21 protein-coding genes and 1 riboswitch are annotated in these 26,212 nt (G+C 68.9%); of the genes, 4 read left to right on the plus strand and 17 right to left on the minus strand.

The features are described from left to right. Nucleotides 1-79: 79 nt before the first annotated feature. Entirely contained in the window at nt 80-1,114 is a 1,035-nt protein-coding gene (locus GGR46_RS19520) for a sugar kinase (RefSeq protein WP_183999667.1), read from the minus strand. 129 nt (nt 1,115-1,243) lie between these two features. Between GGR46_RS19520 and GGR46_RS19525 the strand changes: the two genes are divergently transcribed. From GGR46_RS19525 to GGR46_RS19540, 4 genes are all read left to right on the plus strand, one after another. After that, complete coding sequence (locus tag GGR46_RS19525; protein ID WP_183999668.1) at nt 1,244-4,120, plus strand: TonB-dependent receptor; 2,877 nt, start codon at nt 1,244-1,246, stop codon at nt 4,118-4,120. A 95-nt stretch (nt 4,121-4,215) separates the two neighbouring features. Then, on the plus strand, nt 4,216-4,962 hold the full coding sequence (locus tag GGR46_RS19530) for a FadR/GntR family transcriptional regulator (protein WP_183999669.1): 747 nt from the start codon (nt 4,216-4,218) through the stop codon (nt 4,960-4,962). 371 nt (nt 4,963-5,333) lie between these two features. Further along, nucleotides 5,334-11,402 (plus strand): autotransporter-associated beta strand repeat-containing protein, encoded by a 6,069-nt coding sequence (locus tag GGR46_RS19535; RefSeq protein WP_183999670.1) that lies wholly within the window; start codon nt 5,334-5,336, stop codon nt 11,400-11,402. 32 nt (nt 11,403-11,434) lie between these two features. Further along, nucleotides 11,435-11,800 carry an EF-hand domain-containing protein gene (locus GGR46_RS19540; protein ID WP_184000111.1) on the plus strand — a complete coding sequence of 122 codons (366 nt, stop codon included), beginning with the start codon at nt 11,435-11,437 and terminating at the stop codon, nt 11,798-11,800. Nucleotides 11,801-11,850: 50 nt separating this feature from the next. Here the strand turns inward: GGR46_RS19540 and GGR46_RS19545 are convergent, their stop codons facing one another. From GGR46_RS19545 to cobO, 16 genes are all read right to left on the minus strand, one after another. Next, nucleotides 11,851-12,819, minus strand: coding sequence for a hypothetical protein (locus tag GGR46_RS19545; protein WP_221262860.1), 969 nt, complete (start codon nt 12,817-12,819; stop codon nt 11,851-11,853). A gap of 68 nt (nt 12,820-12,887) precedes the next feature. Further along, nucleotides 12,888-13,394, minus strand: coding sequence for a bifunctional adenosylcobinamide kinase/adenosylcobinamide-phosphate guanylyltransferase (gene cobU / locus GGR46_RS19550; RefSeq protein ID WP_183999671.1), 507 nt, complete (start codon nt 13,392-13,394; stop codon nt 12,888-12,890). Continuing rightward, nucleotides 13,391-14,848, minus strand: a complete 1,458-nt coding sequence (locus GGR46_RS19555) for a cobyric acid synthase (RefSeq protein ID WP_183999672.1) — start codon at nt 14,846-14,848, stop codon at nt 13,391-13,393. Before GGR46_RS19555 ends, cobU begins: the two co-directional genes overlap by 4 nt. After that, nucleotides 14,836-15,774, minus strand: a complete 939-nt coding sequence (gene cbiB, locus GGR46_RS19560; RefSeq protein ID WP_183999673.1) for an adenosylcobinamide-phosphate synthase CbiB — start codon at nt 15,772-15,774, stop codon at nt 14,836-14,838. Before cbiB ends, GGR46_RS19555 begins: the two co-directional genes overlap by 13 nt. Continuing rightward, complete coding sequence (locus GGR46_RS19565; RefSeq protein ID WP_183999674.1) at nt 15,767-16,729, minus strand: aminotransferase class I/II-fold pyridoxal phosphate-dependent enzyme; 963 nt, start codon at nt 16,727-16,729, stop codon at nt 15,767-15,769. Before GGR46_RS19565 ends, cbiB begins: the two co-directional genes overlap by 8 nt. Next, nucleotides 16,726-17,445: an adenosylcobinamide-GDP ribazoletransferase gene (locus tag GGR46_RS19570; RefSeq protein WP_183999675.1), complete on the minus strand. Its 720-nt coding sequence runs from the start codon at nt 17,443-17,445 to the stop codon at nt 16,726-16,728. Before GGR46_RS19570 ends, GGR46_RS19565 begins: the two co-directional genes overlap by 4 nt. Further along, the gene (locus tag GGR46_RS19575; RefSeq protein WP_183999676.1) at nt 17,442-17,996 is read right to left on the minus strand and encodes a histidine phosphatase family protein; all 555 of its coding nucleotides are present in this window, start codon (nt 17,994-17,996) and stop codon (nt 17,442-17,444) included. The genes GGR46_RS19570 and GGR46_RS19575 overlap by 4 nt, the downstream gene beginning before the upstream one ends. Continuing rightward, complete coding sequence (cobT, locus tag GGR46_RS19580) at nt 17,993-19,006, minus strand: nicotinate-nucleotide--dimethylbenzimidazole phosphoribosyltransferase (protein ID WP_183999677.1); 1,014 nt, start codon at nt 19,004-19,006, stop codon at nt 17,993-17,995. Before cobT ends, GGR46_RS19575 begins: the two co-directional genes overlap by 4 nt. Continuing rightward, complete coding sequence (locus tag GGR46_RS19585) at nt 19,003-19,410, minus strand: DUF1636 domain-containing protein (RefSeq protein WP_183999678.1); 408 nt, start codon at nt 19,408-19,410, stop codon at nt 19,003-19,005. The genes cobT and GGR46_RS19585 overlap by 4 nt, the downstream gene beginning before the upstream one ends. Then, complete coding sequence (locus tag GGR46_RS19590) at nt 19,410-19,946, minus strand: hypothetical protein (protein WP_183999679.1); 537 nt, start codon at nt 19,944-19,946, stop codon at nt 19,410-19,412. The genes GGR46_RS19585 and GGR46_RS19590 overlap by 1 nt, the downstream gene beginning before the upstream one ends. 14 nt (nt 19,947-19,960) lie before the next feature. Further along, nucleotides 19,961-21,922, minus strand: a complete 1,962-nt coding sequence (locus GGR46_RS19595; protein WP_246426220.1) for a TonB-dependent receptor plug domain-containing protein — start codon at nt 21,920-21,922, stop codon at nt 19,961-19,963. A gap of 147 nt (nt 21,923-22,069) precedes the next feature. Further along, nucleotides 22,070-22,254, minus strand: a riboswitch (cobalamin riboswitch). Between the two features lie 45 nt (nt 22,255-22,299). After that, nucleotides 22,300-22,992 carry a phytanoyl-CoA dioxygenase family protein gene (locus GGR46_RS19600; protein ID WP_183999680.1) on the minus strand — a complete coding sequence of 231 codons (693 nt, stop codon included), beginning with the start codon at nt 22,990-22,992 and terminating at the stop codon, nt 22,300-22,302. Further along, a complete protein-coding gene (locus GGR46_RS19605; protein ID WP_183999681.1) occupies nt 22,989-23,762 on the minus strand; it encodes an ATP-binding cassette domain-containing protein in 774 nt (257 codons plus the stop codon). The genes GGR46_RS19600 and GGR46_RS19605 overlap by 4 nt, the downstream gene beginning before the upstream one ends. After that, on the minus strand, nt 23,756-24,748 hold the full coding sequence (locus tag GGR46_RS19610) for a FecCD family ABC transporter permease (protein WP_183999682.1): 993 nt from the start codon (nt 24,746-24,748) through the stop codon (nt 23,756-23,758). The genes GGR46_RS19605 and GGR46_RS19610 overlap by 7 nt, the downstream gene beginning before the upstream one ends. After that, complete coding sequence (locus tag GGR46_RS19615) at nt 24,745-25,602, minus strand: ABC transporter substrate-binding protein (protein ID WP_183999683.1); 858 nt, start codon at nt 25,600-25,602, stop codon at nt 24,745-24,747. Before GGR46_RS19615 ends, GGR46_RS19610 begins: the two co-directional genes overlap by 4 nt. After that, entirely contained in the window at nt 25,602-26,210 is a 609-nt protein-coding gene (gene cobO, locus GGR46_RS19620; protein WP_183999684.1) for a cob(I)yrinic acid a,c-diamide adenosyltransferase, read from the minus strand. Before cobO ends, GGR46_RS19615 begins: the two co-directional genes overlap by 1 nt. Between the last annotated feature and the right edge of the window lie 2 nt (nt 26,211-26,212).

The raw sequence follows: 26,212 nt of genomic DNA on the forward strand, positions 1-26,212 counted from the left end.
GGCGAAGGCGCGGGGAAGGAGCCGCATGAGATCCCGACTTTCGTCGGGATGACGATTTGTGGCTGGCGCCGGAGTGCCATCAGCGCTTCACATCCGCCCCTTCGCCCGAGAAGCCCTCCACATCCGCCCGCGGGAACAGTGCCATGTCCCCCGGCACGCTATGCTTGAGGCAGGCCAGCGCCAGGCCCAGCTCGGCGGTGCGGGGCGCCGTCGCGCCTTCGAGCAGCCCGTGCAGCACCCCTGCCGCGAAGGCGTCGCCGCCGCCGATCCGGTCGACAATGCCGGGCATCGCGATTTCCGGCGTCTGGAATCCCGTTTCGGGCGTGTCGATGCGCGCGGCGAGGCGGTGGCAGTCGCTGGTCTCGACACGGCGGGCGGTGGAGGCGATCCACTGGAGATTGGGAAAGGCCTCGAACCCCGCCAGCGCGGCTTCGCGCCGGCGTGCTTCGCCATCCCCCGAAAAGGGATGATCGAGCAGCAGCGCCATGTCGCGATGGTTGGCGAAGAACAGATCGGCCTGGCGGACCAGCTCGGTGAGGATCGTCCGCGGATCGCTGTCCCAGCTCTCCCACAGGTTCGCGCGGTAATTGCCGTCGAACGAGACGCGAAGGCCCGCTGCCCGGGCGGCGGCCATTGCCGCGCCGGTGGTGGCGGCGAGATCGGGGCCGAGCGCCGGAGTGATTCCTGAGACGTGCAGCCATTCGGCGCCCGCGAACGCCGTGGACCAGTCGAACGCGGACCAGTCGTGCGACGCGAAGGCACTCCCGGCACGGTCGTAGAGGATCTCCGAGGCGCGCAGCGATCCGCCGGGCGCGAGGAAATATAGGCCCTGGCGGCCGGGCGCGCGGAAGCTGCGCGACAGGTCGATGCCGGCGGCGGACAAGGCGCGCCAGGCGCCGTCGCCCAGGCCGTTGGCCGGGATCGCCGAGACCATCGCGGCGTGATGGCCCAGCGTGGCCAGCGCCGCCATCACATTGGCCTCCGCCCCGCCGACATGGAGATCGAGGCTGGTCGCCTGGGGAAGCTGGACCTTCCCTTGCGTCGCCAGGCGGGTGAGCACCTCGCCGAAACCGATGATCCGTGCTGGTCCGCTACTGGCTAGTCCGGTTGCCATCCAATCCTCTCCTCTGGTTTTGCTGCGCTGCATTAATCGGATTGGAGAATTGGTATCAAGATGACATTGACTTCATCCGGACCGGTGGTACCTAGAATTGGTATAAAAAGACGATTGGGGAGGATTCGAATGGCTTTGGGCTCCATCCGTGCGCGCGTGCGCGCTCGCTCGGCGCTGCTCACCGGCGGGTCGATCGCAGCGGCCCTGGCGGCGGCACCGGCCTGGGCGCAGGACAGCGTGCCTGCCCCGGCCGAAGAAACGGCGCAGGAAGACCAGATCGTCGTCACCGCGATCCGCGAGACGATCCAGAGCTCGATCCAGTCCAAGCGCGATTCCGATGCGATCGTCGACTCGGTCTCGTCCAAGGAGATCGGCGAATTGCCCGGCCAGTCGGTCGGCGAAGTGATCGCGACGATCACCGGCGCCTCGATCGACCGCGCCAATTACGGCCCGACCGAAGTCTCGATCCGCGGCCTGGGCTCGGGCCTGAGCATGACCACGCTCAACAAGCGCGAGGCGACCAACGGATCGGGCGACCGTGCGGTGAATTTCGGGCAGTTCCCCTCCGAACTGTTCAACGCGATCAAGATCTACAAGACGCAGCAGGCCGACCTGATCGAAGGCGGCGTCGCCGGCCTGATCGAGCTCGAGACGCGCAAGCCGCTCGACTACAAGCGCCGCAACATCCAGGCGGAGATCAAGGGCAACCTCAACCCCTATCAGGACCGGATCGCGGGCCAGAGCCCGTTCGGCTACCGCGCCACGATCAGCTATATCGACCAGTTCAACGCGGGCGACCTCGGCAAGATCGGCATCTCGCTCGGCTACCAGCGCAACGACGTGAACGATCCCGTCGAGCGCTTCTACACCAGCTCGACCTGGTTCACCTGCAACGCGACCACCAATCCGGTTTCGACCGGCAACTGCACCGAAGTGACGCGCCCGCAGGGCAATGCGGGGACGCCCTATTTCCACGCGTCCAACTCCTATCTCTATCGCCAGATGATAACCTCCGACCTGCGCAACGCGGTGTTCGGGGCGCTCCAGTGGCAGCCGAGCCCGACGATCGACGTCAATCTCGACCTGCAATATTCGCGGCGCCAGTATAGCGAGACGCGCAACGATTTCGGCACCGCGGAGGGGCGCTACAGCCTCAGCGACGTCGTGATCGGCGACAACCACCAGCTGCTGTCCGCCAAGGGCGTGGCGACGCTGCAGACGCTGTCGGGCCTGTTCCAGCGCGACGAGAAATATCTGGGCTTCGGCGGCAATGTCGAATGGAAGCCGAGCGACCGGCTGACCGTGACCGCGGACTTCGGCTATTCGCATACCAAGCGCGTCGACATCACGCGCACGGTGCGGCTGCGCACCGATCCGCTCGACATCTATGGCGTGAAGACCGCGATCAACAACCAGCGCATCCCCTATTCGGTGGACTTCTCCAAGAGCTTCCTGCCGGTCTTCAGCTTCGATCCGCGCTTCGATCCGAACAACTACAATCTGTTCAGCGACGATACCCAGCTCACCCGTTCGCAGGACGGCCGCGAGGACGAGATCTATTCGGGCCGGCTGGACGCCAGCTACAAGCTTGACGGCTTCATCGAGCGGATCGACATCGGCGGGCGCTGGGCCCGGCGGCAGTTCTTCGGCTACAGCAACGACGTGGTGACCCTGTCGGCGCCGCTGGACAAGGACCGCGAGGTCAACCTGGCCTGCCGCACGCCGTTCCCCGAGCGCAACTTCTTCGCCGATTCGCCCAACAAGCAGACGATCAGCTACGCGACCTTCGACGTGCTCTGCCAGTTCCGCGGCTATCTGGGCACCGAGGATCCCGGCCCCAGCGCGGACCTGCGTTCGGTCGACAATCCCGACGTCACCGAGGAGACGCTGGCCGGCTATGCGATGGCGACCTATTCCGGCAGCCTCGCCGGCATCCCGGTGCGCGGCAATTTCGGCGTGCGCGGCGTGCACACCCAGGTGACCGCGGTCGGCCTTCGCGCCCCGCTCAAGATCATTCCCCGCGCCGGCGGCAATGTCTCGCTGGTGGCCGATACCACGGGCTTCACCGAAACCCGCATCACCTCGGGCACGATGCGCTGGCTGCCGAGCATCAACGCGATCTTCGACGTCGCGCCGAAGATGCGCATCCGCACCGGCATCTACCGCGCCATGTCGCGGCCCGCGCCGAGCGCGCTGGGTGCCGGCCGCCGCATCACGCTGGAGGAGGATGCCGGCCAGGGCTTCCCCACGGTGGACGAGGCGATCGGCACGATCGTCGCCTCGGGCAGCCCGCGGCTGAAGCCGGTGATGTCGTGGAACGCGGACCTTGCGTTCGAGTACTACGCCAACAAGGACACGCTGTTCGCCGCGACCGGCTATTACAAGCGCTTCACCGGCGGCAAGGTGCCGATCTCGATCAACGAGACCTTCGTCATCGACGGGCAGGATTATCTGGTCCCGGTCAGCCAGACGACCAACAGCAACGACACGACCGACCTGTACGGCGTCGAGTTCACCGCCTCGAACCGGTTCAGCTGGCTGCCGCATCCGCTCGACGGGCTGGGCGTGAAGCTGAGCTACAATTACGCCTGGTCGAACTACAAGACGCAGGACATCCGCTACGGGGACATCATCGACAGCGCGACCGGCGACCTGATCCCCGGGCTGATTCCGGCGGCGGGGCTGAGCGGCTATTCGAAGCACGTCTTCTCGGCCCAGGCCTTTTACGAGATCGGGCCGATCTCGCTGCAGGGCATCTACCGCTATCGCTCGCGCTATTATCAGGCGTTCACCAGCGACAATACCCAGCTGCGCTACGTCGAAGGCAACAACACCTTCGACGTGAACATGAGCTACAAGATCAACAAGCAGGCGGATATTCGCTTCCAGGCGCTCAACCTCTTCAACGAGCCGCGAGTCGAGTACATGCCGGTGGTCGGCAGCACCCGGAACGTCGAATATTACGGCCCGCAATATTTCCTCAGCTTCCGCCTTCGCCTGCGCTGAACTGCGCCGGTGGGACGGTGCGGACCAATTGCCTATTCCAAATGGGCGCGGTCTGGGGCATTGACGGGAGCCAGATCAGGAATATCGAGGACCCAATGGCCGAACGCCGTCTCTTCCAGGATATCGCCGAGCGCATCGCGGCGATGATCGCGGAGGGCACTTTCCCTCCCGGCTCGCGCCTGCCCGGCGAGCGCGAGATGGCGGAGCGGCTGGGGGTGAGCCGCGTGACGATCCGCGAGGCGGAGATCGCGCTGCAGGCCCAGGGGCTGGTGCGGATCAAGACCGGTTCGGGCGTCTATGTCTGCGACCGCAACGAGCCGAGCGTCGGCCAGCTGCCGGTGGTGAGTGCGTTCGAGCTGACCGAGGCGCGCTCGCTGTTCGAGTCCGAGGCGGCGGCGCTGGCCGCGCCGACGATCAGCGACGAGCAGATCCAGGTGCTGGAATCGCTGGTCGTCGCGATGGACGAGGCCGAGGAGGGCAGCGCGGCGGCGACCGAGGCCGACCGCGCCTTCCACCTGACCATCGCCAGCGCCTCCGGCAACCAGGCGATCATGTTCGTGATCAACACCCTGTGGCGGATGCGCACCGAGATCCCCGAGATCTGCGCGCTCCACGCCTCGGTCTGCGGGCATGACGAGGACACGCGCCACGACGAACATGCCGCGGTGCTCGAGGCGCTCAAGCAGCGCGATTCGGCGGCGGCGCGCCTGGCGATGCGCAAGCATTTCAGCCGGCTGCTCGAGGCGATGCTCAAGGCATCGGAAGAGCGCGAGATCATGGAGCTGCGCCGCAAGGCCGAGGCCAGCCGCAACCGCTTCCTGATCAGCGCGCAGCTGAGCTGAGCGCCTAGCCTCCGATACGTGCTGCGATATCCACGCGCGCCCGGCACCTGCCGCGGCGCGCGTTTCTTCATGCGCGGCGCGGAAATCGGTCCGGAAAGTGGTATGCGGACCAGTGTGTGAAATCTGGACTAACCATCTATTGACTCTGGATTGAAGCTCTGGTCTTATCCCGGGCAAGAAAAGCGGCACCCGCCTGACGGGCAAGCCGGACGCTGCCAGGGAGAGATGCCGGATGCGGATGCGAAGATAAGCGCACGCAACGAGGGGCCGTAGGGACGCGGCCGTTGCCGCGCGCATGCCCCGTCACAGATCGCAGACCCAGCCACGGCTGGTCTTGGCCATGCGGCACCCGCCGCGATGGGGGATGACTCATGACTTTTTCGATCCGCGCCCGCAGCCTGCGCACGCGCCTGCTGCTTTCCGTCTGCTTCCTCGCGCTGCCCACCGTGGCGCATGCCCAGAACACCACCATCGGTGCCGGCACGATCAAGACGGGCAACACCAACCTGGATGCCGACGATACGCTGACCGTGGCGGCCGGGGGCGCGGCGCAGGTGGCCGGCAACCGCGCGGTGACGATCAACGGCGCCAGCACCGGCACGGGCATCGTCATCACCAACGACGGCACGATCGAAGGCGTGCCGACTTCCGGCAGCAATGGCCGGGCGATCAGCGGCACCGGTGCCGCATCGGTCAACGGGGCTCCGCCGGCGGTCTGGGACCGCACCATGACCATCGTCAATCGCGGCACGGTTCGGGGCGGAAACGATGCGATCCAGATCACTGCGACCGCCGCGGATTTCGGTACGATCAGGATCGACAATTCCGGGACGATCGTAAGCACCGGGCTTACCAATGCCGCCGGCGTCGGCCAGGTGGCCCAGGGTATCGAAGTCACCATCCCGGGTGCCACGTTCGAGCTGACCAACCGTGCCGGCGGCTCGATCACCGGCAACCAGGGGGTGGTCTCCTCCGCCACCACGACGATCGTCAATGCCGGGACGATCACGGGAACCGGTGTTACCGTGGTGACCAACAGCCCCAATCCCGGCGATACCGCCGTGAGCCAGGGTGAAGGCGTGCGCGGAACCAATGGTGGCGCGCTGACCCTCACCAACGAGGCGACGGGCAACATCAGCGGTGTCTACGGCATCATCGGCACGGGCAACACGACCATCGTCAACCGCGGCACGATCAGCGGCAGCGCCACCGGCGGCAATTCGAGCGTCACGCGCGAGGCGATCCGCATCAACCTGGGCCTCAACACGGTGAACAACGTCACGCTGGCGGCCGGGAGCGTGACCACGACGGGCGGCACCAACGCCGTGGCGTTCGGCGGTGCGCCGCTCGCCAACACCACTGTCGTCAACACGCTGACGATCGAGACCGGCGCGACGATCAACGGCAACCTTTCCGGCTGGAACAGCACCATCCCGGCAGGCACGGTCGTGACCGATATCCTCAACCTGACCGGCACCGGCTCGCAGGTGCTGGTGAACACTTCCGGGTTCGACGTGCTCAATGTCCAGGGCGGCACCTGGGGGCTCATCAATGGGCAGACCCTGCGCGACGGCGCGACCATCTCGGCCGGCGCGACGCTGCGCTATGACGACGGCGGCACCTCGGGCGGCTCGATCGCCGGGGCGATCGTCAACAACGGCACGCTGGTGCAGAACCGTACCAGCACCGTGACGCACACCGGCATCGTCACCGGCAGCGGCGGCGTCCAGGTCACCAACACCGGCCAGCTCACCCTGTTCGGCCAGAACAATTATTCGGGCGACACGGTGATCAGCAACGGGCGCCTGCGCACCGGGATGACCGACAACAGCTTCTCCGCCAGTTCGGCGGTCATCGTCACCGGCAACGGCGTGCTCGACCTGACCGATGCGACGCGGGTCGACGTCAACGGAACCTCGGTCGCCGCGCCGATCGCGCGCAACCAGACGATCGCCAATCTTTCGGGCAACGGCACGGTGGTGACCAGCAGCGGCAGCTCCGCCGGTGCGATCCTGACCACCGGCTCGGGCGGCGGCGATACCGAGTTCTCGGGCGTGGTCAGCGGCATCGGCGGGCTCACCAAGGTCGGCACCGGCACGCTCACCCTGTCGGGTGCCAACACGGCCGACGGGCTGCTCACGATCAATGGCGGCGGCGTCGCCCTGTCGGGTGCCTGGGACGGCGGTGTGGCGATGGCGGCCGGCACTCGCCTTTCGGGCGGCGGCAGCATCAACGGCGTGCTCGATGCTTCCGGCGCCACGCTCGCGCCGGGCAATGGCGGCGTGGGTGTCCTGACCACCAGGGGCCTGATCCTGTCGGCGGGCTCGGTGCTCAACTATGATCTCGGCGCACCCGGCACCGGCGACCGGATCCAGGTCACCGGCGACCTGATCCTCGACGGCACGCTCAACATCGCCGATGTCGGCCAGTTCGGCGAAGGCGTCTACCGGCTGATCAATTATAGCGGGGCACTGACCGACAACGGCCTCGTGATCGGCGGCGTGCCTGCGGGCGCCAATGGCGGCCTGATGACGATCCAGACCTCGATCAACAAGCAGGTGAACCTGGTCTATGGCATCCAGGAATCGGCCACCTTCCAGTTCTGGGATGGCATCGACATCTCGGGTGACGGCGCGATCCAGGGCGGCAGCGGCAGCTGGACCAACAGCTTCCCCAACTGGACCGACAAGGACGGCGTCACCAACAGCGGCTGGGGTGGCACGTTCGCCGTGTTCCAGGGCGCGGCGGGCACGGTCACCGTCGACGATGCGATCCTGTTCACCGGCGCGCAGTTCAGCACCGACGGCTATGAGATTGCAGCCGGCACCGGCACGCTGACCACTGCCGGTGCGCTGATCAACCTACGCGTCGACGAGCATCTGACCGGGACGATCAGCGCAGCCATCGGCGGCAGCGGCGGTGTGGTGAAGAACGATCTCGGCACGCTGATCCTGTCCGGCGCCAACAGCTATGCCGGCGCGACCATCGTGAAGTTCGGCACGCTGGTCGCGCTGAACGGATCGGCGCTGCCGGCGACGAGCAACGTCACCGTCGACGCGAACGCGACGCTCGATCTGCGCGCCGACCAGAGTCTCGGCGGATTGAACGGTGGCGGCAATGTGCTGCTCGGCGGCGGGCTGGTCACCGGCGGCCTCAATGCCAATGACAGCTTCTCCGGCGTAGTGAGCGGCAATGGCGGGCTGACCAAGACCGGCACCGGCACCTTCACCCTGGGCGGCGCCAATGCCTATCTCGGCACGACCCGGGTCGATGCGGGCACGCTGCAGCTGAACGGCAGCGTCGCGGGGGCGGTGAAGGTTGCGGGCGGCGCTACGCTGAGCGGCACGGGCAGTGCTGCGGGTGTGGTCACCCTGGCCGATGGTGCGCATCTCGCAGCCGGCGGCGCCGGTGCGGGCACCTTCACCGCGGGCGGGCTGGTCCTGTCCGGCGGCTCGGTGCTCGACATGGGGCTGGGTGCGCCGAACGTGGCGGGCACCAGCGACCGGATCCAGGTCAATGGCGACCTGACGCTCGACGGCACGCTCAACGTCACCGATCTGGGCGGCTTCGGCGTCGGCGTCTATCGCCTGATCGACTATACCGGCGCGCTGACCGACAATGGGCTGGTGATCGGCGCGCTGCCGGCCGGCGCGAACCTGCCGCACATCAACCTGCAGACCTCGGTCGGCAACCAGGTCAACCTGGTCTATGACAATGTCGTCCCCGAGATTCAGTTCTGGGACGGCACCGGCACCACCGCCAATGGCGCGATTGGTGGCGGATCGGGCAGCTGGACCTCGAGCCGCACCAACTGGACCAACGCCGATGGCACCGCCAATGACAGCTGGGGCGGGCGCTTCGCCGTGTTCCAGGGCGCGGCCGGCACGGTGACGGTGGACGGCGCGATCAACCTCACCGGCATGCAGTTCATGACCGATGGCTATGTGATCGCAGCCGGCACCGGGTCGCTGGGCCTGGCCGAGGCGCAGACCAATATCCGCGTCGATCCGGGCGTGACCGCGACGATCGGCGCCGGGATCGGCGGCAGCGGCGGGATCAACAAGCTCGACACCGGCACGCTGATCCTTGCGGGCGTCAACAGCTATGCGGGCGCCACCACCGTGGCCGGCGGCACGCTGCGGGCCGGGGCGGGCGGGGCGCTGCCGACCGGCACCACGGTGACGATCGCGGCGGGCGCGACGCTCGACCTGGCCGTATCGCAGGCCGTCGCCAGCCTGGCGGGCGATGGCCAGGTGACGCTGTCGGGCGGCAGCCTCACCACCGGCGGCGGCAATGGCGACACCCGCTATGCCGGCGTGATCAGCGGCAGCGGCGGGCTGACCAAGACCGGGACCGGCGTGTTCACCCTGGGCGGCGCGAACAGCTATACCGGCGCGACCACCGTGTCGGCCGGCACGCTGCGGCTCGATGGGGGTGCGATCGGCAGCGGCGCGCTGAGCGTGGCGAGCGGCGCGACCTTCGACGTCAATGGCGGTACCGCTTCGGTATCGGGCCTGGGCGGCGCGGGGCGGATCCTGCTCGGCAGCGGCTCGCTGATCGCGAACACCGGCACCACCAGCAGCTTCACCGGGGTGATCAGCGGCACCGGCAGCTTCGTGAAGGCGGGCAGCGGCACCCTGACACTGGGTGCGGCCAACACCTATTCGGGCGGCACCACCGTGACCGGGGGCACGCTGAGCGCGGGCATCGCCAACGCCTTCGGCACGGGCGCGCTCATCGTCAATGGGGACGGCAAGGTCGCGCTCGGCGGTTTCGCGACGACGGTCGGCGGGCTCGCCGGCAGCGGCAATATCGACCTGGGCAGCGCCGTGCTGACGGTGAACAGCACCGACTCGACCAGCTATTCGGGCGTACTCTCGGGCAGCGGCCGGCTGATCAAGTCGGGCACCGGCACGCTGACGCTGGGCGGCGCCAACAGCTATACCGGATCGACCACGATCAATGGCGGCCTGCTGGTGGTCAACGGATCGCTGGCCGGGACGGTGACGATCGGTGCGAACGGGCGGATCGGCGGATCGGGCAGGACCGGCTCGCTCAGCGTCTCGGGCATCGTCGCGCCGGGCAACTCGATCGGCACGCTCAACGTGGCGGGCAGCCTGACCCTCGCGGCGGGATCGGTCTATCAGGTCGAAGTGTCGCCCACCGGCCTCTCCGACCAGATCATCGCCACCGGCACGGTGACGCTCGGCGGCGGCACCGTATCGGTGCTGACCGGCGGGCAAACCAGCTTCTCGCCGCTCACCACCTACACGATCGTCACCGGGGCGGCGGTGAACGGTACCTTTGGGGGCGTCGTCACCGATCTCGCCTTCCTCACGCCGAGCCTGGTCTACAAGGCCAGCACCGTGGAGCTGCGCCTGCTGCGCAACGATGTGAGCCTGAACGGCGTCGCCCAGACCGCGAACCAGATCGCGGTGGCATCGGCGGTCGGCGCGCAGAGCTCGGGCGCGGTGTTCGATGCGGCGATCGGGCTGAGCGCCGCCGGCGCCCGCGATGCCTTCGATCAGCTTTCGGGCGAAGTGTTCACGGCGGGCCTCGCGGTGGCAGGACGTGACGGGCATGACGCGGCGCGCGAGCTGATCGCCCGGGCCGACGGGCCACCCGGACAGAAGAAGAGTTTCTGGATCGCAGGCGACATCGGCCAGATCAGTGCCGGTGCGCACAGTGGCTATGCCGGGATCGAGTCGGACCGCCAGACGGTGTCGGCAGGCATCGAAGTGACGGGCGATACGCTGCGCTACGGCTTCGCCTATCGGCACGCCCGCAACGACATCAGCCTCGACGCGCGGGCGAGCGAAGGCACGCTGGTGAGCAATTCGGCCTATGCCTATTTCGGCTACAGCTTGCAGGGCCTGCGCATCGCCGGCGGCTTCGGCTATGCCAAGCACACTCTGTCGACCGATCGCCGGGTGGCGTTCGGCGGGCTCGCCAACCGGCTCACTTCGGACGGCGACGGCGAGAGCCTTACGAGCTTCGGCGAGGCGGCCTATCTGCTGCCCGTGGGCAAGGCCCTGCGTGTCGGCCCCTATGCCGGGGCCAGTGTGACCTCCGTCCGTTTCGACCGGGTGCAGGAATGGGGCGGCGCTGCGGCGCTGACGGCGGGCAGGACGCGCAGCACCACCACCCTCGCCAGCTACGGCCTGCGCGGCACCACCGTGATCGACGGGATCACGCTGAGTGGCGACATTGGCGGGCGCTCCTATCTCGACGATCCCCAGGCACGGCGGATGTTCGCCTTTGTCGATACCGGCAACGGGTTCGAGGCGGGTGCGGGGCAGTTCGGCAAGACGAGTATCGCCGGGCGGCTCGACGCTTCGACCAATGTCGGCCGGTTCACCATGGGCCTGGGGCTGCGCGGCGAGAGCGGTAGTGGCGGCTCGAGCTATGGCGCGCGTGCCAGCGCCGGTTTCCGTTTCTGATCAAGGCAAGCGACGAACCAAGGAGAGAGAGAATGATGAAGACCGTGAAGATCGCCGTGACCATCGGCGCGCTGCTGATCTCGAGCCAGGCGCTCGCCCAGAAGGCCGGCCAGACCCGCGCCGAGGCGCAGGCGGCATCGGCCAAGAAGTTCAGGAATCTCGACGCCGACGGCAATGGCAAGGGCAGCCCGACCGAACTGCTCGCCTTCATGACCAAGGCGGCGGAGAAGCGCGGCGAGACGATGGACCAGGCCAAGGTCGATCGCCGGCTGAAGCGGCTCGACACCGATGGCGACGGCAATGTCAGCGCCGCCGAGCTGGCCGCCGAGGACCTCGCCAAGTTCGACAAGGCCGACGTCAACAGGAATGGCGTGCTCGACGCCGACGAAGCGCAGTGATCGCGCGCCCTTCCCGGGCGACCTGAGCCTGGGAAGGGCGTTTCGCCCGCTCAGTAGATGGCGGGCGGGTCGCTCGCCGGGAAGCTTTCCTCGAGCGCCTCGTCCAGCTCGCGGTCGAGCTCCTCGGCGCGTTCGTCGACCGGCAGGCGGCCGGCCAGCCACAGCGCCAGGTTGCGCACATAGGCGCGGACCGACGCCTGGGCCTCGGGCGAGCCGGCCAGGGCGTCGCCGGGCGCTTCGCTGACGAAGCTGGGGCAGCCGGCGGCGGGGTCCCAGTTATAGTCGGCGAAATGGTGGAAGGTGGATTCCGCCCAGGCCGGGCCGCCGGCTTCCGAAGGCTCGAAGGCGACCGCGATGTTGAACGCGCGGCCGGTGACCTTGCTGGTGCCGGTGGCGATCACCCGGGCGGTGCGGTCGTCGGCCGGCACGCCGACCGCGCCTTCGTGCGGGTGCGCGGGCAGGAAGCGGATCAGGCCGGTCGGGGCATCGGCGTCGCGCAGGACGGGATGCGGATCGCCATGGATCTCGATCTCCTGATAGTCGCCGTTCGCGCCCGAATGATAGTTCGGCCAGAGGATGTAGCTGGTCTCCTGGTCGTCGATCACATGGCGGCTCGCATCGGGATCGAGATGCTTGCTGTGGAAGAAATGCGCTTGGCCGACCCCGCCCAGCGTGCAGACCGAGCAGCCCAGGTCCATATGGTCGCGAGTCACCATCAGGCCGCGCCCGCTCTCGCGGAAGCGGCTGATCGCCTCGCAATCCTCGGGCGTCAGGCCGTCGCCGGTGTCGACCGCGAACAGCCAGAGGCTGTCATAGTCCGACTGGTCGAGCGTCGAGAGCACCGGATCGGGAGTGCCCGGCGCGGTCCGGTCGCGCGCGGTGACGTCGAACAGCGGCGCACCGTCCGCGTCCGTCAGCTCGGCCAGATAGTCGCGCAGCATCGAGAAGCGCGAGATGTTCCAGTCATCCTCGACATTGGGGATGGTGGTCTGGAGCAGGATCTTGATCGGCGACGCCATGTTATACTCCCCGGGGCTGGACAGCCCAGATATCATGGCGCCCCGAGGGGCTCCAGCTCTCCTATGGTTTACTTGACACGCATCGGCAGGCCCGCGACCACCAGCATCACCTCGCCGGCGATCGCCGCCACTGCCTGATTGATCCGGCCGGCAGCGTCGCGGAAGCGCCGGGCCAGGGCATTGTCGGGGACTATGCCGAGGCCGGTTTCGTTGGCGACGAGGATCAGCTCACCCTCGAAGCGCGCGATGGCATCTACGAGCGCTGCGGTGGCTTCCTCCATGTCCGCATCGACGAGCAGCAGGTTGCTTGCCCAGAGGGTGAGGCAATCGACCAGTACCACCGCCCCGGTGCCGCTCGCCGCATCGAGCGCGGCGGCGAGATCGCGCGGGGCATCGACCGTATCCCAGCGCGCATCGCGATCGGCGCGGTGGCGGGCGATGCGATCGGCCATCTCCTCGTCCCAGGCCTCGGCCGTGGCGATGAAGACATGGCGGCCGGCGAGCGCCTCGGCGCGCTGCTGGGCGTAGCGGCTCTTGCCCGAGCGGGCGCCACCCAGGACGAACAGGCGGGTCATGGCGTCTCCTTCGCAAGCGCGAGCAGCGCGTCGATGTCGACATGCTCCTCGAGCCGGGCGGCGATCTCGTCGAGCGCGGCATCGACGTCCGCCACATAATCGCGCCCGCTGCCCGATACGCCGATGCGGGCGAGCAACGCGGTGCGGGCCTCGGGCGCGGCGAGCAGGCCGTGGAGATAGCTGCCCATCACCGAACCGTCGCGGCTGACCGCGCCTTCGGGCCCAAGGCCGTCCAGCTCGGCGAAGGGGCGGGCGGTGTCGGGGCCGCGCGTCTCGCCCATGTGCATCTCATAGCCGGTGACCGGCGCGCCGAGCGCGGTGCCGGAGGCATGGCGGAGTATCTTGGCGGGGGCGAGTTCGGTCTCGACATCGAGCAGGCCGAGCCCCTCGACCCGGCCCGGTGGCCCCTCGATCCCGAGTGGATCGGCGACGCTGCCGCCGAGCATCTGATAGCCGCCGCACAGCCCGAGTACCGCGCCGCCGCGGCGATGATGCGCAAGGATGTCGATGTCCCAGCCCTGGGCGCGGAGAAAGGCGAGATCGGCGATCGTCGCCTTGGAGCCGGGCAGCACGATCAGCGCGGCGTCACCCGGGATCGGGGTGCCGGGCGGGATCATGACCAGTTCGACGCCAGGCTCGAGCTTCAGCGGATCGAGATCGTCGAAATTGGCGATGCGCGGCAGGATCGGGCAGGCGACCAGCTTGCGGCCTTCGCGGCGTGGTGTCGCGCGGTCGAGCACCACGGCATCCTCGCTCGGCAGGCGGACGGTGGCGGGCAGCCAAGACACCACGCCGAAGCCGCGCCAGCCCGATCGCTCCTCGATCGCGCGATAGCCGTCTTCGAACAAGGCGGGATCGCCACGGAACTTGTTGATCAGGAAGCCGCGGATCATTGCCGCGTCGGCAAGCGTCAACACTGCGCGAGTGCCGACGATGGCGGCGATCACGCCGCCCCGGTCGATATCGCCGACCAGAACCACCGGCACGTTCGCGGCGCGGGCGAAGCCCATGTTCGCGATGTCGCCGGCGCGCAGGTTGATCTCGGCGGGCGAGCCGGCGCCTTCGACCACGACGATGTCGCATTCGGCCCGCAGCCGCGCATAGCTCTCCAGCACTTCGCCGAGCAGGCTCCGCCGCGCCTCGCGGAAATTGCCGGAGCCGAGCGTGCCGCGCACCTTGCCGTGCACGATCAACTGCGAGGTGCGATCGGCCTGGGGCTTGAGCAGCACGGGGTTCATGTCGGTATGCGGCGGCACGCGGCAGGCAATCGCCTGGAGTGCCTGGGCGCGGCCGATCTCGCCGCCGTCCATCGTCACCGCGGCATTGTTCGACATGTTCTGCGGCTTGAACGGGCGCACGCTCAGCCCGCGATTGGCGAAGGCACGGCAGAGCCCGGCGACCAGCACCGACTTGCCGACGTCCGACCCGGTGCCCTGCAGCATCAGCGCACCCATGCGACGGCTCCCGCGATTCCCCAGAGCAGCAGGCAGGCGCGGACATAGAGGCGCAGAGCACGGGCGATGTCGCCTGCGTTTGCGTCGGTGCGTCCTTCGCCGATCCAGGGCTTGGCGTGCATTACGCCGTCATAGGCGATCGGGCCGACAAGGCGCAGCCCCAGTGCGCCGGCCATCGCCGCCTCGGGCCAGCCGGCATTGGGCGAGGCGTGGTTGCCGTGATCGCGCCATAGCGTGCGCCAGCCGCCGGCGCCGGCGAGGCAGAGCAGCAGGCCGGAGAGGCGGGCGGGGAGCAGGTTGAGCAAATCGTCGGTCCGTGCCGCCGCCCAGCCGAACGCGCGCCAGCGGGGCTCGCGGTGGCCGATCATCGAGTCCGCCGTGTTGATCGCCTTGTAGGCCCAGACCCCGGGCAGGCCGAGCAGCAGCAGCCAGAAGAGCGGGGCGACCACGCCGTCGCAGAAGCTCTCGGCCAGGCTCTCGATTGCGGCACGGGCGATGCCGGGTTCGTCGAGCGAGGCGGTGTCGCGGCCGACGATCATGCCGACCGCCTCGCGGGCTGCTGGCAGGTCACCGGCCTGCAGCGCTTTCGCCACCGGCCGGACATGGTCGAACAGGCTGCGCTGGGCGAGTGCGGGCCAGGCGAGCAGCGCGACCGCCAGCCAGCCCCAGGGGCTGAGATACGCGAGCAGCAGGTGCTGGGCGATCCAGCCGGTGCCGCCGGCGATCAGGATCAGCAAGAGTATGGTGGCGACCCCCAGCGCGCGGCGGATGGCGTCGCTGCGTTCGGGGCGGTTCCACAGCGTCTCGCATGCGCCGATGACTCGGGCGAACAGCCCGACCGGATGACCGATCCGGCGATAGAGCGCGCCCGGCCAGCCGATCGCGGCATCGAGTGCAAGTGCGGTGAGCGCGATCGGCTCAGCCATGCGCCAGCGCTGCCTCGAGCCGGGCCAGGCCGTCGCCCCCGGGCAGGCCGATGCGGAGCCAGCGCGGCTGCCCGGCAAAGGGGCGGGTCAGGATCGCCTGGGCAGCGAGCTGCTCGAACAGCGCCATGCCGTCCGGCACTTCGACCAGGCGGAAGAGCGGGCAGGCACCGGTAGGACGATGGCCGGCGCCGGCGAGCACGGCGTTGAGCGCGGCGGCCTCGGCATAGAGCTGGCCGCGCATCGCCTCGATCCATTTGTGGTCGCGATAGCCAGCGGTGCCGATCGCGATCGCGGCGGCGGAAACCGGCCAGGCGCCGAGCGCGGCGCGGACCGCATCCAGGATCGGCGCTGGGCCGAGCACGAAGCCCAGCCGTACGCCGGCCAGGCCGAAGAACTTGCCGAAGGAGCGGAAGATCACCAGCCGCCGCGCGTCGTCGATCGCACCGGCGAGGCTCAGCGCGGGATCGACATCCGCAAAGGCCTCGTCGAGCAGCAGCCAGGCGCGGTCCGCGCGGGCATCGAGCAGTTCGAACAGCCGGGCGGGAGGCAGCGTGCGGCCGTCCGGGTTGTTCGGATTGGCGAGGATCAGCGTGCCGCTTCCCGCCTCGTCCAGAGCGGTAGGCGTGGCACCCGTGATCATCTCGCCATGGGTGCGATAGGTCGGAGCGACATAGCGGGCGGTGCCGCCGATCAGCCCGCCGACGAGCCGGAGCGCGATCTCGGTGCCGGGCACGGCGCAGACATGGCGCGGGTCGAGCCCGAAATAGCCGGCGGCCGCGGCTTCGAGCGCGGCCAGGTCGTGCCGCTCGGGCAGGCGCTGCCAGTCGATCGAGTGGGTGTCGGCGCCGGGCCAGGGGTGCGGGTTGATGCCCGTGGAAAGGTCGATCCAGTCGTTCCCGCCATAGTGCCGCCGCGCCGCTTCGAGGCCGCCGCCATGCCAGGTCCAGCTGGTCATGCGATCCTCGTCAGGATCAGCGCGGCGAGGAGCAGGCCGGTCTCGGTCACTTCGATCCCGCCGCCATGGCCGTCGCCCGAAATGCCGCCGAGCTTGCGCCACAGCCAGGCGGCCCAGCCGAACAGCAGCACCGGCGTGACGAGCAGGCTCGGCGAGAACCAGGCGGCAGCGAGCCAGGCGAGCATCCAGAGAGCAAGATCGACCGGGCGCACCACATCGCGGAAGCGCGAGGCGAGGCCCGGATGGAGATCGGGCAGCCAGCGCGTCCAGAGCAAGGGCCCGATACGGGCGGCAAAGGGGATCAGCGCGATCGCGGCGAAGGCGTTGATCGCGACCAGCCCGTGGAGCAGCACCAGCTTGGTGACGAGCTGCACGCCGATCGTCACTGCGCCGAAGCTGCCGATATGCGGATCAGCGAGCACCTCGAGCACGCGCTCGCGGCTCTTGTGCGCGGCCCCGGCGGCATCGGCGATGTCGCCCAGCCCGTCGAGGTGCAGCGCGCCGGTCACCGCGACCCACAGCACCAGCCCGGCCAGCGCGCCGGTCCAGGGATCGATCCTTGTGCCCGCCCAGCAGGCACCGGCGACGAGCGCGCCGAGGATCAGCCCGACCGCGGGGAACCAGCGCATCGATGTGGCGAACTCGGCATTGCTCACCGCGATGCGCGGCGTCGGCAGGCGCGTGAGGAACTGGATCGCGATGATCAGGCCCTTCACGGGTAGATCCCCACGATCTGGGCGCTGGGCTTGTCGCCGGGCCAGACGCGCAGCGAGACCAGCACGCCATAGGGCAGGTCGAACGCCCAGAGCCGGCGCTGCTCGAAGCCGCACAGCAGATGGAGTGCCGCGCGCATCGCACCGCCATGGCTGACGACCAGGGTGGGAACAGGGGCGAGCGCATCGATGGCGTCCGATACCCGCGCGACGAGGGACGACCAGCACTCGCCTTCGGGAGGCGGGCTGGCGTCGGGGTCTTCCCAGAAGCGGACGAGTGCGTTGGAATCGACCTGATCCGGGGCGAGCCCGTCCCAGTCGCCGAAATCGAGCTCGCGCCAGCGCGGGTCGATGGTCGTCGGTCCGATCGCTTCGGCGGCGGCGCGGGCGCGTTGCAGGTCGGAGCTGACCACGCGCTCGACGCCAAGGTCCGCCGCCTGCGCTACGCATGCCGCTATCCCGTCGGGGGTCGGCGCGCAGTCGGTGCGGCCCATCAGCCGGCCTGGCAGCACCGGGGCGCCGTGACGCAGCAGGTGGAGCGCGAACGGCGTCACAGCTGGCCGGAAACCTGCGCCTCGGCGAAGGTCGCCATCTGATCGTGCGCGGCCAGGGCCGAGCGGATCACATTGACCGCCACCGCCGCGCCGCTGCCTTCGCCGAGCCGCATGCCGAGCGCCAGCAGCGGCTCCAGCCCGAGCCGGGCGAGCAACCGGGCATGGCCGGGCTCGGCCGAGACATGGCCGGCGATGCAATGCGCGGTGATGTCGACATTGTCGACCGCGAGCGGGGCGATCGCGGAACTGCTGATGAACCCGTCGAGCACGACTGGAACGCCGAGCTGGCGCGCGCGCAGCACGGCGCCGGCGATGGCGACGATCTCGCGGCCACCGACGCGGCGGAGCGTCTCGAAGGCATCGGCGGGCGCATCGGCGTGGAAGGCGAGGGCGCGCTCGACCACAGCAGTCTTGCGGGCGATCCCCTCGGCATCGATGCCGGTGCCCGGGCCGATCCAGTCGGCCGCCGCACCGCCATAGCTGCGCAGGCAGAGCGCCGCGGCGGCGGTCGAGTTGCCGATGCCCATCTCGCCGACGGTGAGCAGGTCGAGATCGTCGGTCACCGCCGCGGCGCCGGCGTTCAGCGCGGCGAGGCATTCGGCTTCGGACAGCGCGGGCGCGATGGTGAAGTCGGCGGTGGGCGTGTCGAGGTCGAGCGCAGTCACCTGGAGCTCGAGCCCGGCGGCGCCCGACAGCGCGTTGATCGCGGCGCCGCCGGCCTGGAAATTGGCGACCATCTGCACGGTGACGCTCGGCGGGAAGGCGCTGACGGCGTGGACGGTGAAACCGTGATTGCCCGCGAAGATCGCGGTGCGGGCGCGTTCGATCTTCGGGCGGGCATTACCATGCCAGCCGGCGAAGAAGACCGCGATGTCCTCGAGCCGACCGAGCGAACCCGCCGGCTTGGTCAGCTCTGCCTGGCGTGCGCGGGCGGCGGCGATGGCGTCCTGGTCAGGCGCGCGCAGATCGGCGAGCGCGGCGCGGAAATCGGCAATCGAGGCAAAGGTCATTCGGCGACAAATCCAGGAGGCGGGGTGCGGGTGATGAAATGGCCCTTAATCCCCTCGGGCCAGGCGGAGTAGGGCACGCGGCCATGCTCGCTCGCCGCATAGTGCAAGGCATAGTCGAGAATGGCGCGCGCGCTGTCCTCGTCCGGCGCGAACCGGCCGAGGACATAGCCGACCTTGTCGGGCGCGCGCAGGTGGAGGGTGCAGAAATCGGTGCAGGCGAACAGGCAGGGCATCTCCTGCACGGCGATCCCCGCATAGCGCGGATCGCTCGCCTGTACGGCGCGCAAGGCGGCGACCAGCCGGGCGCCGCCGCGCACGCCCGTGCCATCCTCGCGCGAATCCGCGGAATGGCGACAGGTGTTGCAGGCGACGACCGCCGGGCCGTCCTCGACGCGCGTGAGCATCAGGCCGTGGCCAGCCTTCCGCCAGGCGCCGGGACGCCGAGCGCGACCAGCAGCCGGTAGAAGGCATAGAGCCCGATCAGGATCGCGCCGTTGCGGACGAACTGGTCGAGCGAATAGCCGGGGTTCAGGGTGATCGCCACGCCGCCCAGTACCGCCGCCCAGCACAAAGTGACCAGCTTGCCTGCGACGAACGCCGCAAGATAAGCGATGGCCAGCTTCGCGATGGTCGAGCGGACCTCGAGCCGCCCGAGCACCGCATAGGCGCCGATCGCCGACCCCGCCGCCGCGGTGCCGAGCCCGACGCCCCAGAGGAGCGTCTTCGGGTCATGCGGATAGTGGAGGACGAGGAAGCCGATCGCCTGGTTGGCGCCCCAGGCGGCGAGCGCCAGCGCGATCCCGTCGCGCGGGCGCATGTGCACCGCCGCCAGCGCGGCGAGCGCCGCGACCGGGGCCGTGCAGGCCAGTGCGAAGCTGGTCGCCATGCTCGCCAGCGTCAGCAGCATGATCCAGAGGGTGGATGCGCGTGCCTGTGTCATGTTGCGTTCTCCCATCAGAAGCGCCCGCGGATGCCGGCATAGATGCTGCGGCCCAGCGTGCCGTAGCGATAGGCGGTCATGTACTTCTCGTCGAACAGGTTCTCGGCGCGCGCGAACACGCTGAGATTGTCACCCGCCTTCAGCTCGGCGCGCAGGTCGACCAGCGTATAGTCGTCGAGCCTGGTAGTGTTCGCCGCATTGTCGAAGCTGTGGCCGGACCAGCGCACCGCCGCGCCGGTGGTCAGGCCGAACGGGAAGGCATAGCTGATCGAGCCGTTGGCGGTGTTCTGCGGGCGGCGCGGCAACCACTTGCCGAAGGTCGCGGTGCCCGGCGAGCGGTCCTCGGCGACGGTCCAGCTATAGTTGCCGTCGAGGGTGAAGCCGCCCAGGTTGAGCGCGCCCGAAGCCTCGATGCCGTGCGCCTCGGCGCGCGAGACGTTCGAATAATAGCCGAAGCGGCGCACGGTGGGGCTGCCCGGCACGAAGCAGAGCGGCACCGTCGAGGTCGCGGTGCAGCTGTTGAAGATGATCTGGCTGGTGGTCTTGCGCTCGAAATAGGTGGCGCCGAACACCAGCTTGCGGCCGAACAGCTGCTGCTCGACGCCGGCTTCCCAGCCCTTGGCCTGTTCGGGATCGAGCGCGGTGTTCCCGTACTCGCTGAACTGCTGGTAGAGCGACGGCGCCTTGAAGCCCTCGCCATAATTGGCGCGGATGATCGTGCCCCAGGAGGAGCGCCACACGCCGCCGGCCTGGAACAGGGTCTGCCCGCCGAAGCGGCTGTGATCGTCATAGCGGATGCCGCCATTGAGGGTCAGGCCGGTGATCGGCTCGACGCTGAGCTGGGCATAGGCGCTGGTGAGCTCGGCGCTGCCGCGCGAGAAGGCGGGCAGCGGGGTTGCCAGCGAGGCGGCGGGCGAGCGGCTGCGGAAGTCCGAATTCTCGTTCTCGACGCCGAACACCGCGGAGATCTGCTTCGTGAAGGCGAAGCTGCCCTGGTACTCGAAGCGCTTGTTCTTGCCGTCGGACTCGAAGCTCAGCGGGCGGGCGCGGGTGGGGCCGTAGCTGTCGCGATCGGTGTCGGTATAGGCATAGGCGAAGCGGTTGCGGAACCGGCCGTCGAGCAGCGACAGGTTGATGCCGGCATAGCCGACAAACTCTTCGCTGGTCGAATAGTCGCTATTGTCGCCACTGGTCGAATCGATCTCGGTGCGGCCGTTCGAATAATAGCCGCGGACCTCGACGCTGAGGTTGCTGGTCAGCGTCAGCTCGGCGCGGCCCGAGGCGCTGCTGTTGTTGTAGCCATCGGCTTCCTTGCCGCCGAACTGCGGGGCGATCGCCGAGATGCCGGCGGTGGTGAAGCGTTGGCCACCGACGCGCCAGGCGAGCGGACCGGTCTTGCCGCCGATCGCGGCGCGGGCGCTGACCGTCTCGCGCGAGCCGGCCTCGATGTCGAAGCTGCCCTCGAGTGCCTTGGTGGGCGCGGCGGTGACGATGTTGACCACGCCGCCGATCGCCTGGCTGCCCCACAGGATCGACTGGGGGCCGCGCAGCACTTCGATGCGCGAACTGTCGCCGATCAGCATGTTGGCGAAATTGTAGCCGCCGCCGGTGGCCGCGGGATCGTTGAGCTTCACGCCGTCGATCACCACCACGGTCTGGTCGGACTCGGCACCGCGGATGCGCAGCGAAGTCGAGGTGCCATAGCCGCCGTTGCGCGAGATGCTGATGCCGGGCGTGCGGAGCAGGATCTCGGTGGCGCCGATGTCCTGGCTGCGATCGATCGCGGCCTTGTCGAGCACGGTGATCGAGGCGGGGACCTGATCGATGTTCATCGGCGCGCGGGTGGCGGTGACGACGATATCGTCGCTGGTCTCGGTAGCGGCGGCGTCAGGCGCAGCTGCCTGCTGCGCGAAGGCGGCGGGCGCAGCCGCGAGCGCGAGGACGGAAACGGAGAAACGGAAAACGGACTTCATCATGTCATTCGACCCAATCGACATGCCGCGTCCGCGCGCGGACGATGTCGGGGCCGGAACGGGCGCGCGCGACAGCGTCCGCGTGCACACGCGGCCAATCTCGTCGTCGCTCGGGTTTACCCCCGTCCGCCCGGCACACCCTGTCCGCGCGAAAGACGACCGCGACGGGCAGGTCTCCTGGCTCGCGGGTCAGTGCCGGTCCGGCCGCCTTCTCGGAACTCGCGTCCCAATGGCATCTGGCCGATGGCTCACCGCTTACAGTTGCAGGGGCAGCCGGAGTGTATCCGTTCCCTTTTCATCCCCGTCCCCGGGGAACCTGTCGCGCGGCTTCCCTAGTCGTTACGCGCGCGGCTGGCAATCGCTGCGGTGCAGCGTGAAGATCAGGCGGCCTTGAACCAGACGACCAGCGCGAAGCGCGCCTTGTTGGCGGGCAGGGTGCGGTGGGGCGTGAAGCGATCGAGGAGCAGCACGGTTCCCGCCGGGCATTCGGGCTCGAGCCGCTGCATGCCGGCGATGGCTTCCTCGGTGATACGCAGGCCATTGTCGGTCACGCTGGCGAGCGGCGCGGGCTGGCGGCCGGCGATGATCTCCAGCCCGCCATTGCCGGGGCCGGCGTCGCAAAGCGGGATCCAGGCGGTGGTCCAGACCTGGCCGCAGGCGACGCCGTCGTCGCGGGCGACGTCCGAATGCCAGGCGTGGCGATGCTCGGGGAAGCTGGCGATGCTGGCGCGGATGCGGACGACCTTGCCGGCGAGTTTCTGCTCGCCGATCCGCTCGGCCTCGGCGCGCAGACGGGGATCGTTGGCGATCTCCTGCAGCCGCGGTCCGCGATGCGCATCGGTGCAGATCGCGACGCGGAGCAGGTTCGCCTGGCTGCGGTCGCTCGCATAGATCCGATCGAGCCGGTCGGCGAGCGGGGCGTCCGGGTAGCTCTGCTCATAGGGCAGATAGAGCGCGTGCGAGAGCCGATCGATGTGCTCGGCGATGTCGGTCTGCGCGGCCTCGACCAGCGCGCGATCGAACAGCGGCAGGGCGGCATAGCCCTGCTCGCGATAGAAGGTGGGATCGCTCATCGGCTGCGGCCCAGGGTGGTGATCGTCGGCCAGTCGCCGGTGAGTTCGACCTTGGCGTCGATGCCGTACACCGACTTGAGATTGGCGGGGGTGAGCACCTCGGCGGGCGTACCGTCGGCGACGACGGTACCGTTGTCGATCAGCACCAGCCGGTCGCAATAGCGCGCGGCCATGGTGAGGTCGTGCAGCACCGCGATCACCACGCCACCGGCACGCGCCTCGCCCTGGAGCAGTTCCATCACGTCGATCTGGTGGCCGGGATCGAGGCTGGCGAGCGGCTCGTCGGCGATGAGCGCGGGAGCCTCGACGGCCAGTGCACGGGCGAGCAGGACGCGGGCGCGTTCACCACCCGACAGCTCGGTGGCGACGCGGTCGCGCAGACCCGCGACATCGGCGCGCTCGATCGCCCGCTCGATCGCGGCGGTGTCCGCTTCGCCGATGCGGGACATCGGGGCGAGATGGGGCAGGCGGCCGAGCTCGACCAGCCGCTCGACGGTGAGCGGCCAGTGGAGGGTCTGGCCCTGGGGGAGATAGGCGACGCGTTTGGCCAGCTCGGCGCGCGACATCGTCGCGACCTCGACATCATCGACGAGGATGCGGCCGGCGTGCGGCACCAGAGCCAGCATCGCGCGGGCGAGGGTCGACTTGCCGGCGCCGTTGGGGCCGACGATGCCGGTCAGGGTGCCGGGGGCGAAGCTTGCGCTGGCGCTTCGCACCACATCGCGCTTGCCGAGCGCGACGGCGACGTTTTCGAGGCGAATGTTCACCACAGGCGGCGCTCCCGCATCAGATGGATCAGGAAGACCGGCACACCGAGGAAAGCGGTGACGACGCCGAGCTTGAGTTCGTTCTTGGTGTCGATCAGGCGAACGGCGAGATCGGCGAAGGTGAGCAGGGCTGCACCGCCGATCGCCGAAGGCAGCAGGATCGCCGACGGGCTCCGATCGGTGAGCGGGCGGACCAGATGCGGCACGATCAGCCCGATGAAGCCGATCGCACCCGACACGGCCACCGCGCCGCCCACGCCGATCGCGGTGCCGAGCAGCAGGCGGATGCGGGTGCGCTGGATGTCGACGCCGAGCGCCTGGGCGCCGTCCTCGCCGAGCGTCAGCGCATCGAGCGCGCGGCCGTCCCAGAACAGCAGCAGCGCGCCGATCGCGATGCAGGGATAGGCGATCCAGACATGTTCGAACGAGCGGTTCTCCAGGCTGCCGAGCAGCCAGGTCATGATCTCCATCGCCGCGAAGGGATTGGGCGAGAGATTGAGTGCGAGGCTGACCCCGGCGGTGGCCAGCGTCGCCACCGCGATGCCGGCGAGGATCAGGGTGAGCGGGCTCTCCGACCGGCCGGCGAGGAGGAACAGCGCCATCAGCGAGACCAGCGCGCAGAGCACCGCGAGGACCGGCAGCACGATCGGATGCAGTTCCGCGAGCCCGAAATAGAGCGCCGCGACTGCGCCCAGCGCAGCCGCATTGGAGGTGCCCAGCACCGAGGGCTCGGCGAGCGGGTTGCGGAGGTAGCCCTGCAGCGCCGCACCGGCGAGGCCGAGGATCGCGCCCACGCCCAGGCCCAGCAGCATGCGCGGCAGGCGCAGCTCGAGCAGGATGGTGGTGGCGATCCGGTCGCCATGCCCGGTGAAGGCGGCGACCATCCGGGCGAGCGACAGATGGACCGGCCCGAACAGGATCGATCCGATCGCCGCGACCAGCGTAAGGGCGAGCAGCCCGGTTATCAGCAAGGGGCGGGAAATTGTCATCGGGCGTGGGTCCGATCCTGCAAACGAGCCAATTGGGTCGCCATCCCCTCGGCCGCCTGGACATAGGCGGAGCTGCCGCACACGGTCCATGCCTGGGGGATGCTGATACGGGGGATGTTGGCGATCGCCGGGTGGTGGAGCATCTCGGTGCCCTGGTCGGCGATCCGGTCGGTGGCGCTCTCAACGATGAGATAGTCGGGCTGGGCCGCGACCATTTCCTCGATGCTGAGCTGCGAGAGCGGCGGCTTGTCGAGCTTGGCGGCCAGGTTCACCAGCCCCATGCGTTGCATCAGGTCGTCGATCAGCGTGCCGGTGCCGGTCATGAACCCGCGGCGCTGATAATAGGCCGCGACCTTGCCGCCGCCGGGCTTGCCGATCCTGGCCAGCCGCGCCTGCATGTTCGCGATCAGCGCCTCGCCGCGCTCGGGATGGCCGACCGCGGTCGCGGTCTGGCGGATCGACGCGTAGATCTCGTCGACCGTGTTGGCGGTGTCGAGATCGAGGAGATTGTACTTGTGCCCCTTGAGCGCGCGCATCGGGGCGCTGCGGCTGGCGGGCATGCCGACGATCAGGTCGGGATCGATCGCGAGGATCTGCTCGGCCGAGTTCTTGATCACCGGCAGCCCGCGCGCCTTCGCCGCCTCGCCCGACATCTCGGTGCTGGTGGCGTTGCGCGTCACCCCGGCGATCTGGTCGCGATCGGCCAGTGCGAGGACGAGCTGGTCGGCGCACAGGTTGATCGAGACGATCCGCCTGGGCTTGCCCGAGGGCGGCGCCGATGCGGGCGCGCCGGCCCATAGCGCGGCACCACCAAGGGCGAGCAGCGGCAGGGCCAGGAGCTTGGCCGAGGCCATCAGAACTCTATCCCCGCCTGCGCCTTGACGTTCTGCTCGCGGAAGGGGTGCTTCACCTGCGCCATCTCGGTGACGAGATCGGCCGCGTCGATCAGCGCCTGGGGCGCGTTGCGGCCGGTGATGATGACGTGCTTCATCTCCGGCTTGGCGGCGAGCGCCTCGAGCACTTCCTCGGTCGGCAGATAGTCGTAGCGCAGGACGATGTTGAGCTCGTCGGCGATCACCATCTTGTACTCGGGATCGGCGATCATCCGCTTGACCTCCTCCCAGGCCTCGCGCGCCACGGCGATATCGCGGGCGCGGTCCTGGGTATCCCATGTGAAACCCTCGCCCATCGGCTTGAACTCGACCAGGTCGGGGAAGCGGTCGAACACCGCCTTCTCGCCGGTGGCCATCGCGCCCTTCACGAACTGGACGATGCCCACCTTCATCCCGTGCCCGATCGCGCGCACCGCCATGCCGAGCGCGGCGGAGGTCTTGCCCTTGCCCGGCCCGGTATGGACGATGATCAGGCCCTTCTCGACCGTCTTGGTGGCGATCTTCTTCGCCTGGGCGGCCTGGACCTTCTTCATCTTGGCATTGTGTTCTTCGTCGGTGCGCTGCTTCACGG

This window comes from Sphingomonas kyeonggiensis, from assembly GCF_014196745.1.
GTDB classification, from domain to species: domain Bacteria; phylum Pseudomonadota; class Alphaproteobacteria; order Sphingomonadales; family Sphingomonadaceae; genus Sphingomonas; species Sphingomonas kyeonggiensis.

What these genes read in the sequence shown, in the direction of transcription:
- GGR46_RS19545 (WP_221262860.1), bottom strand. Translation starts at nt 12,819, where the DNA reads ATGGCGTCGCCGATCAAGATCCTGCTCCAGACCACCATCCCCAATGTC.
- GGR46_RS19530 (WP_183999669.1), top strand. Translation starts at nt 4,216, where the DNA reads ATGGCCGAACGCCGTCTCTTCCAGGATATCGCCGAGCGCATCGCGGCG.
- GGR46_RS19610 (WP_183999682.1), bottom strand. Translation starts at nt 24,748, where the DNA reads ATGACAATTTCCCGCCCCTTGCTGATAACCGGGCTGCTCGCCCTTACG.
- GGR46_RS19615 (WP_183999683.1), bottom strand. Translation starts at nt 25,602, where the DNA reads ATGGCCTCGGCCAAGCTCCTGGCCCTGCCGCTGCTCGCCCTTGGTGGT.
- GGR46_RS19600 (WP_183999680.1), bottom strand. Translation starts at nt 22,992, where the DNA reads ATGAGCGATCCCACCTTCTATCGCGAGCAGGGCTATGCCGCCCTGCCG.
- GGR46_RS19555 (WP_183999672.1), bottom strand. Translation starts at nt 14,848, where the DNA reads ATGGGTGCGCTGATGCTGCAGGGCACCGGGTCGGACGTCGGCAAGTCG.
- GGR46_RS19590 (WP_183999679.1), bottom strand. Translation starts at nt 19,946, where the DNA reads ATGACACAGGCACGCGCATCCACCCTCTGGATCATGCTGCTGACGCTG.
- GGR46_RS19520 (WP_183999667.1), bottom strand. Translation starts at nt 1,114, where the DNA reads ATGGCAACCGGACTAGCCAGTAGCGGACCAGCACGGATCATCGGTTTC.
- GGR46_RS19565 (WP_183999674.1), bottom strand. Translation starts at nt 16,729, where the DNA reads ATGACCAGCTGGACCTGGCATGGCGGCGGCCTCGAAGCGGCGCGGCGG.
- GGR46_RS19540 (WP_184000111.1), top strand. Translation starts at nt 11,435, where the DNA reads ATGATGAAGACCGTGAAGATCGCCGTGACCATCGGCGCGCTGCTGATC.
- cobU (WP_183999671.1), bottom strand. Translation starts at nt 13,394, where the DNA reads ATGACCCGCCTGTTCGTCCTGGGTGGCGCCCGCTCGGGCAAGAGCCGC.
- cobT (WP_183999677.1), bottom strand. Translation starts at nt 19,006, where the DNA reads ATGACCTTTGCCTCGATTGCCGATTTCCGCGCCGCGCTCGCCGATCTG.
- GGR46_RS19585 (WP_183999678.1), bottom strand. Translation starts at nt 19,410, where the DNA reads ATGCTCACGCGCGTCGAGGACGGCCCGGCGGTCGTCGCCTGCAACACC.
- GGR46_RS19525 (WP_183999668.1), top strand. Translation starts at nt 1,244, where the DNA reads ATGGCTTTGGGCTCCATCCGTGCGCGCGTGCGCGCTCGCTCGGCGCTG.
- GGR46_RS19595 (WP_246426220.1), bottom strand. Translation starts at nt 21,922, where the DNA reads ATGATGAAGTCCGTTTTCCGTTTCTCCGTTTCCGTCCTCGCGCTCGCG.
- GGR46_RS19535 (WP_183999670.1), top strand. Translation starts at nt 5,334, where the DNA reads ATGACTTTTTCGATCCGCGCCCGCAGCCTGCGCACGCGCCTGCTGCTT.
- cbiB (WP_183999673.1), bottom strand. Translation starts at nt 15,774, where the DNA reads ATGGCTGAGCCGATCGCGCTCACCGCACTTGCACTCGATGCCGCGATC.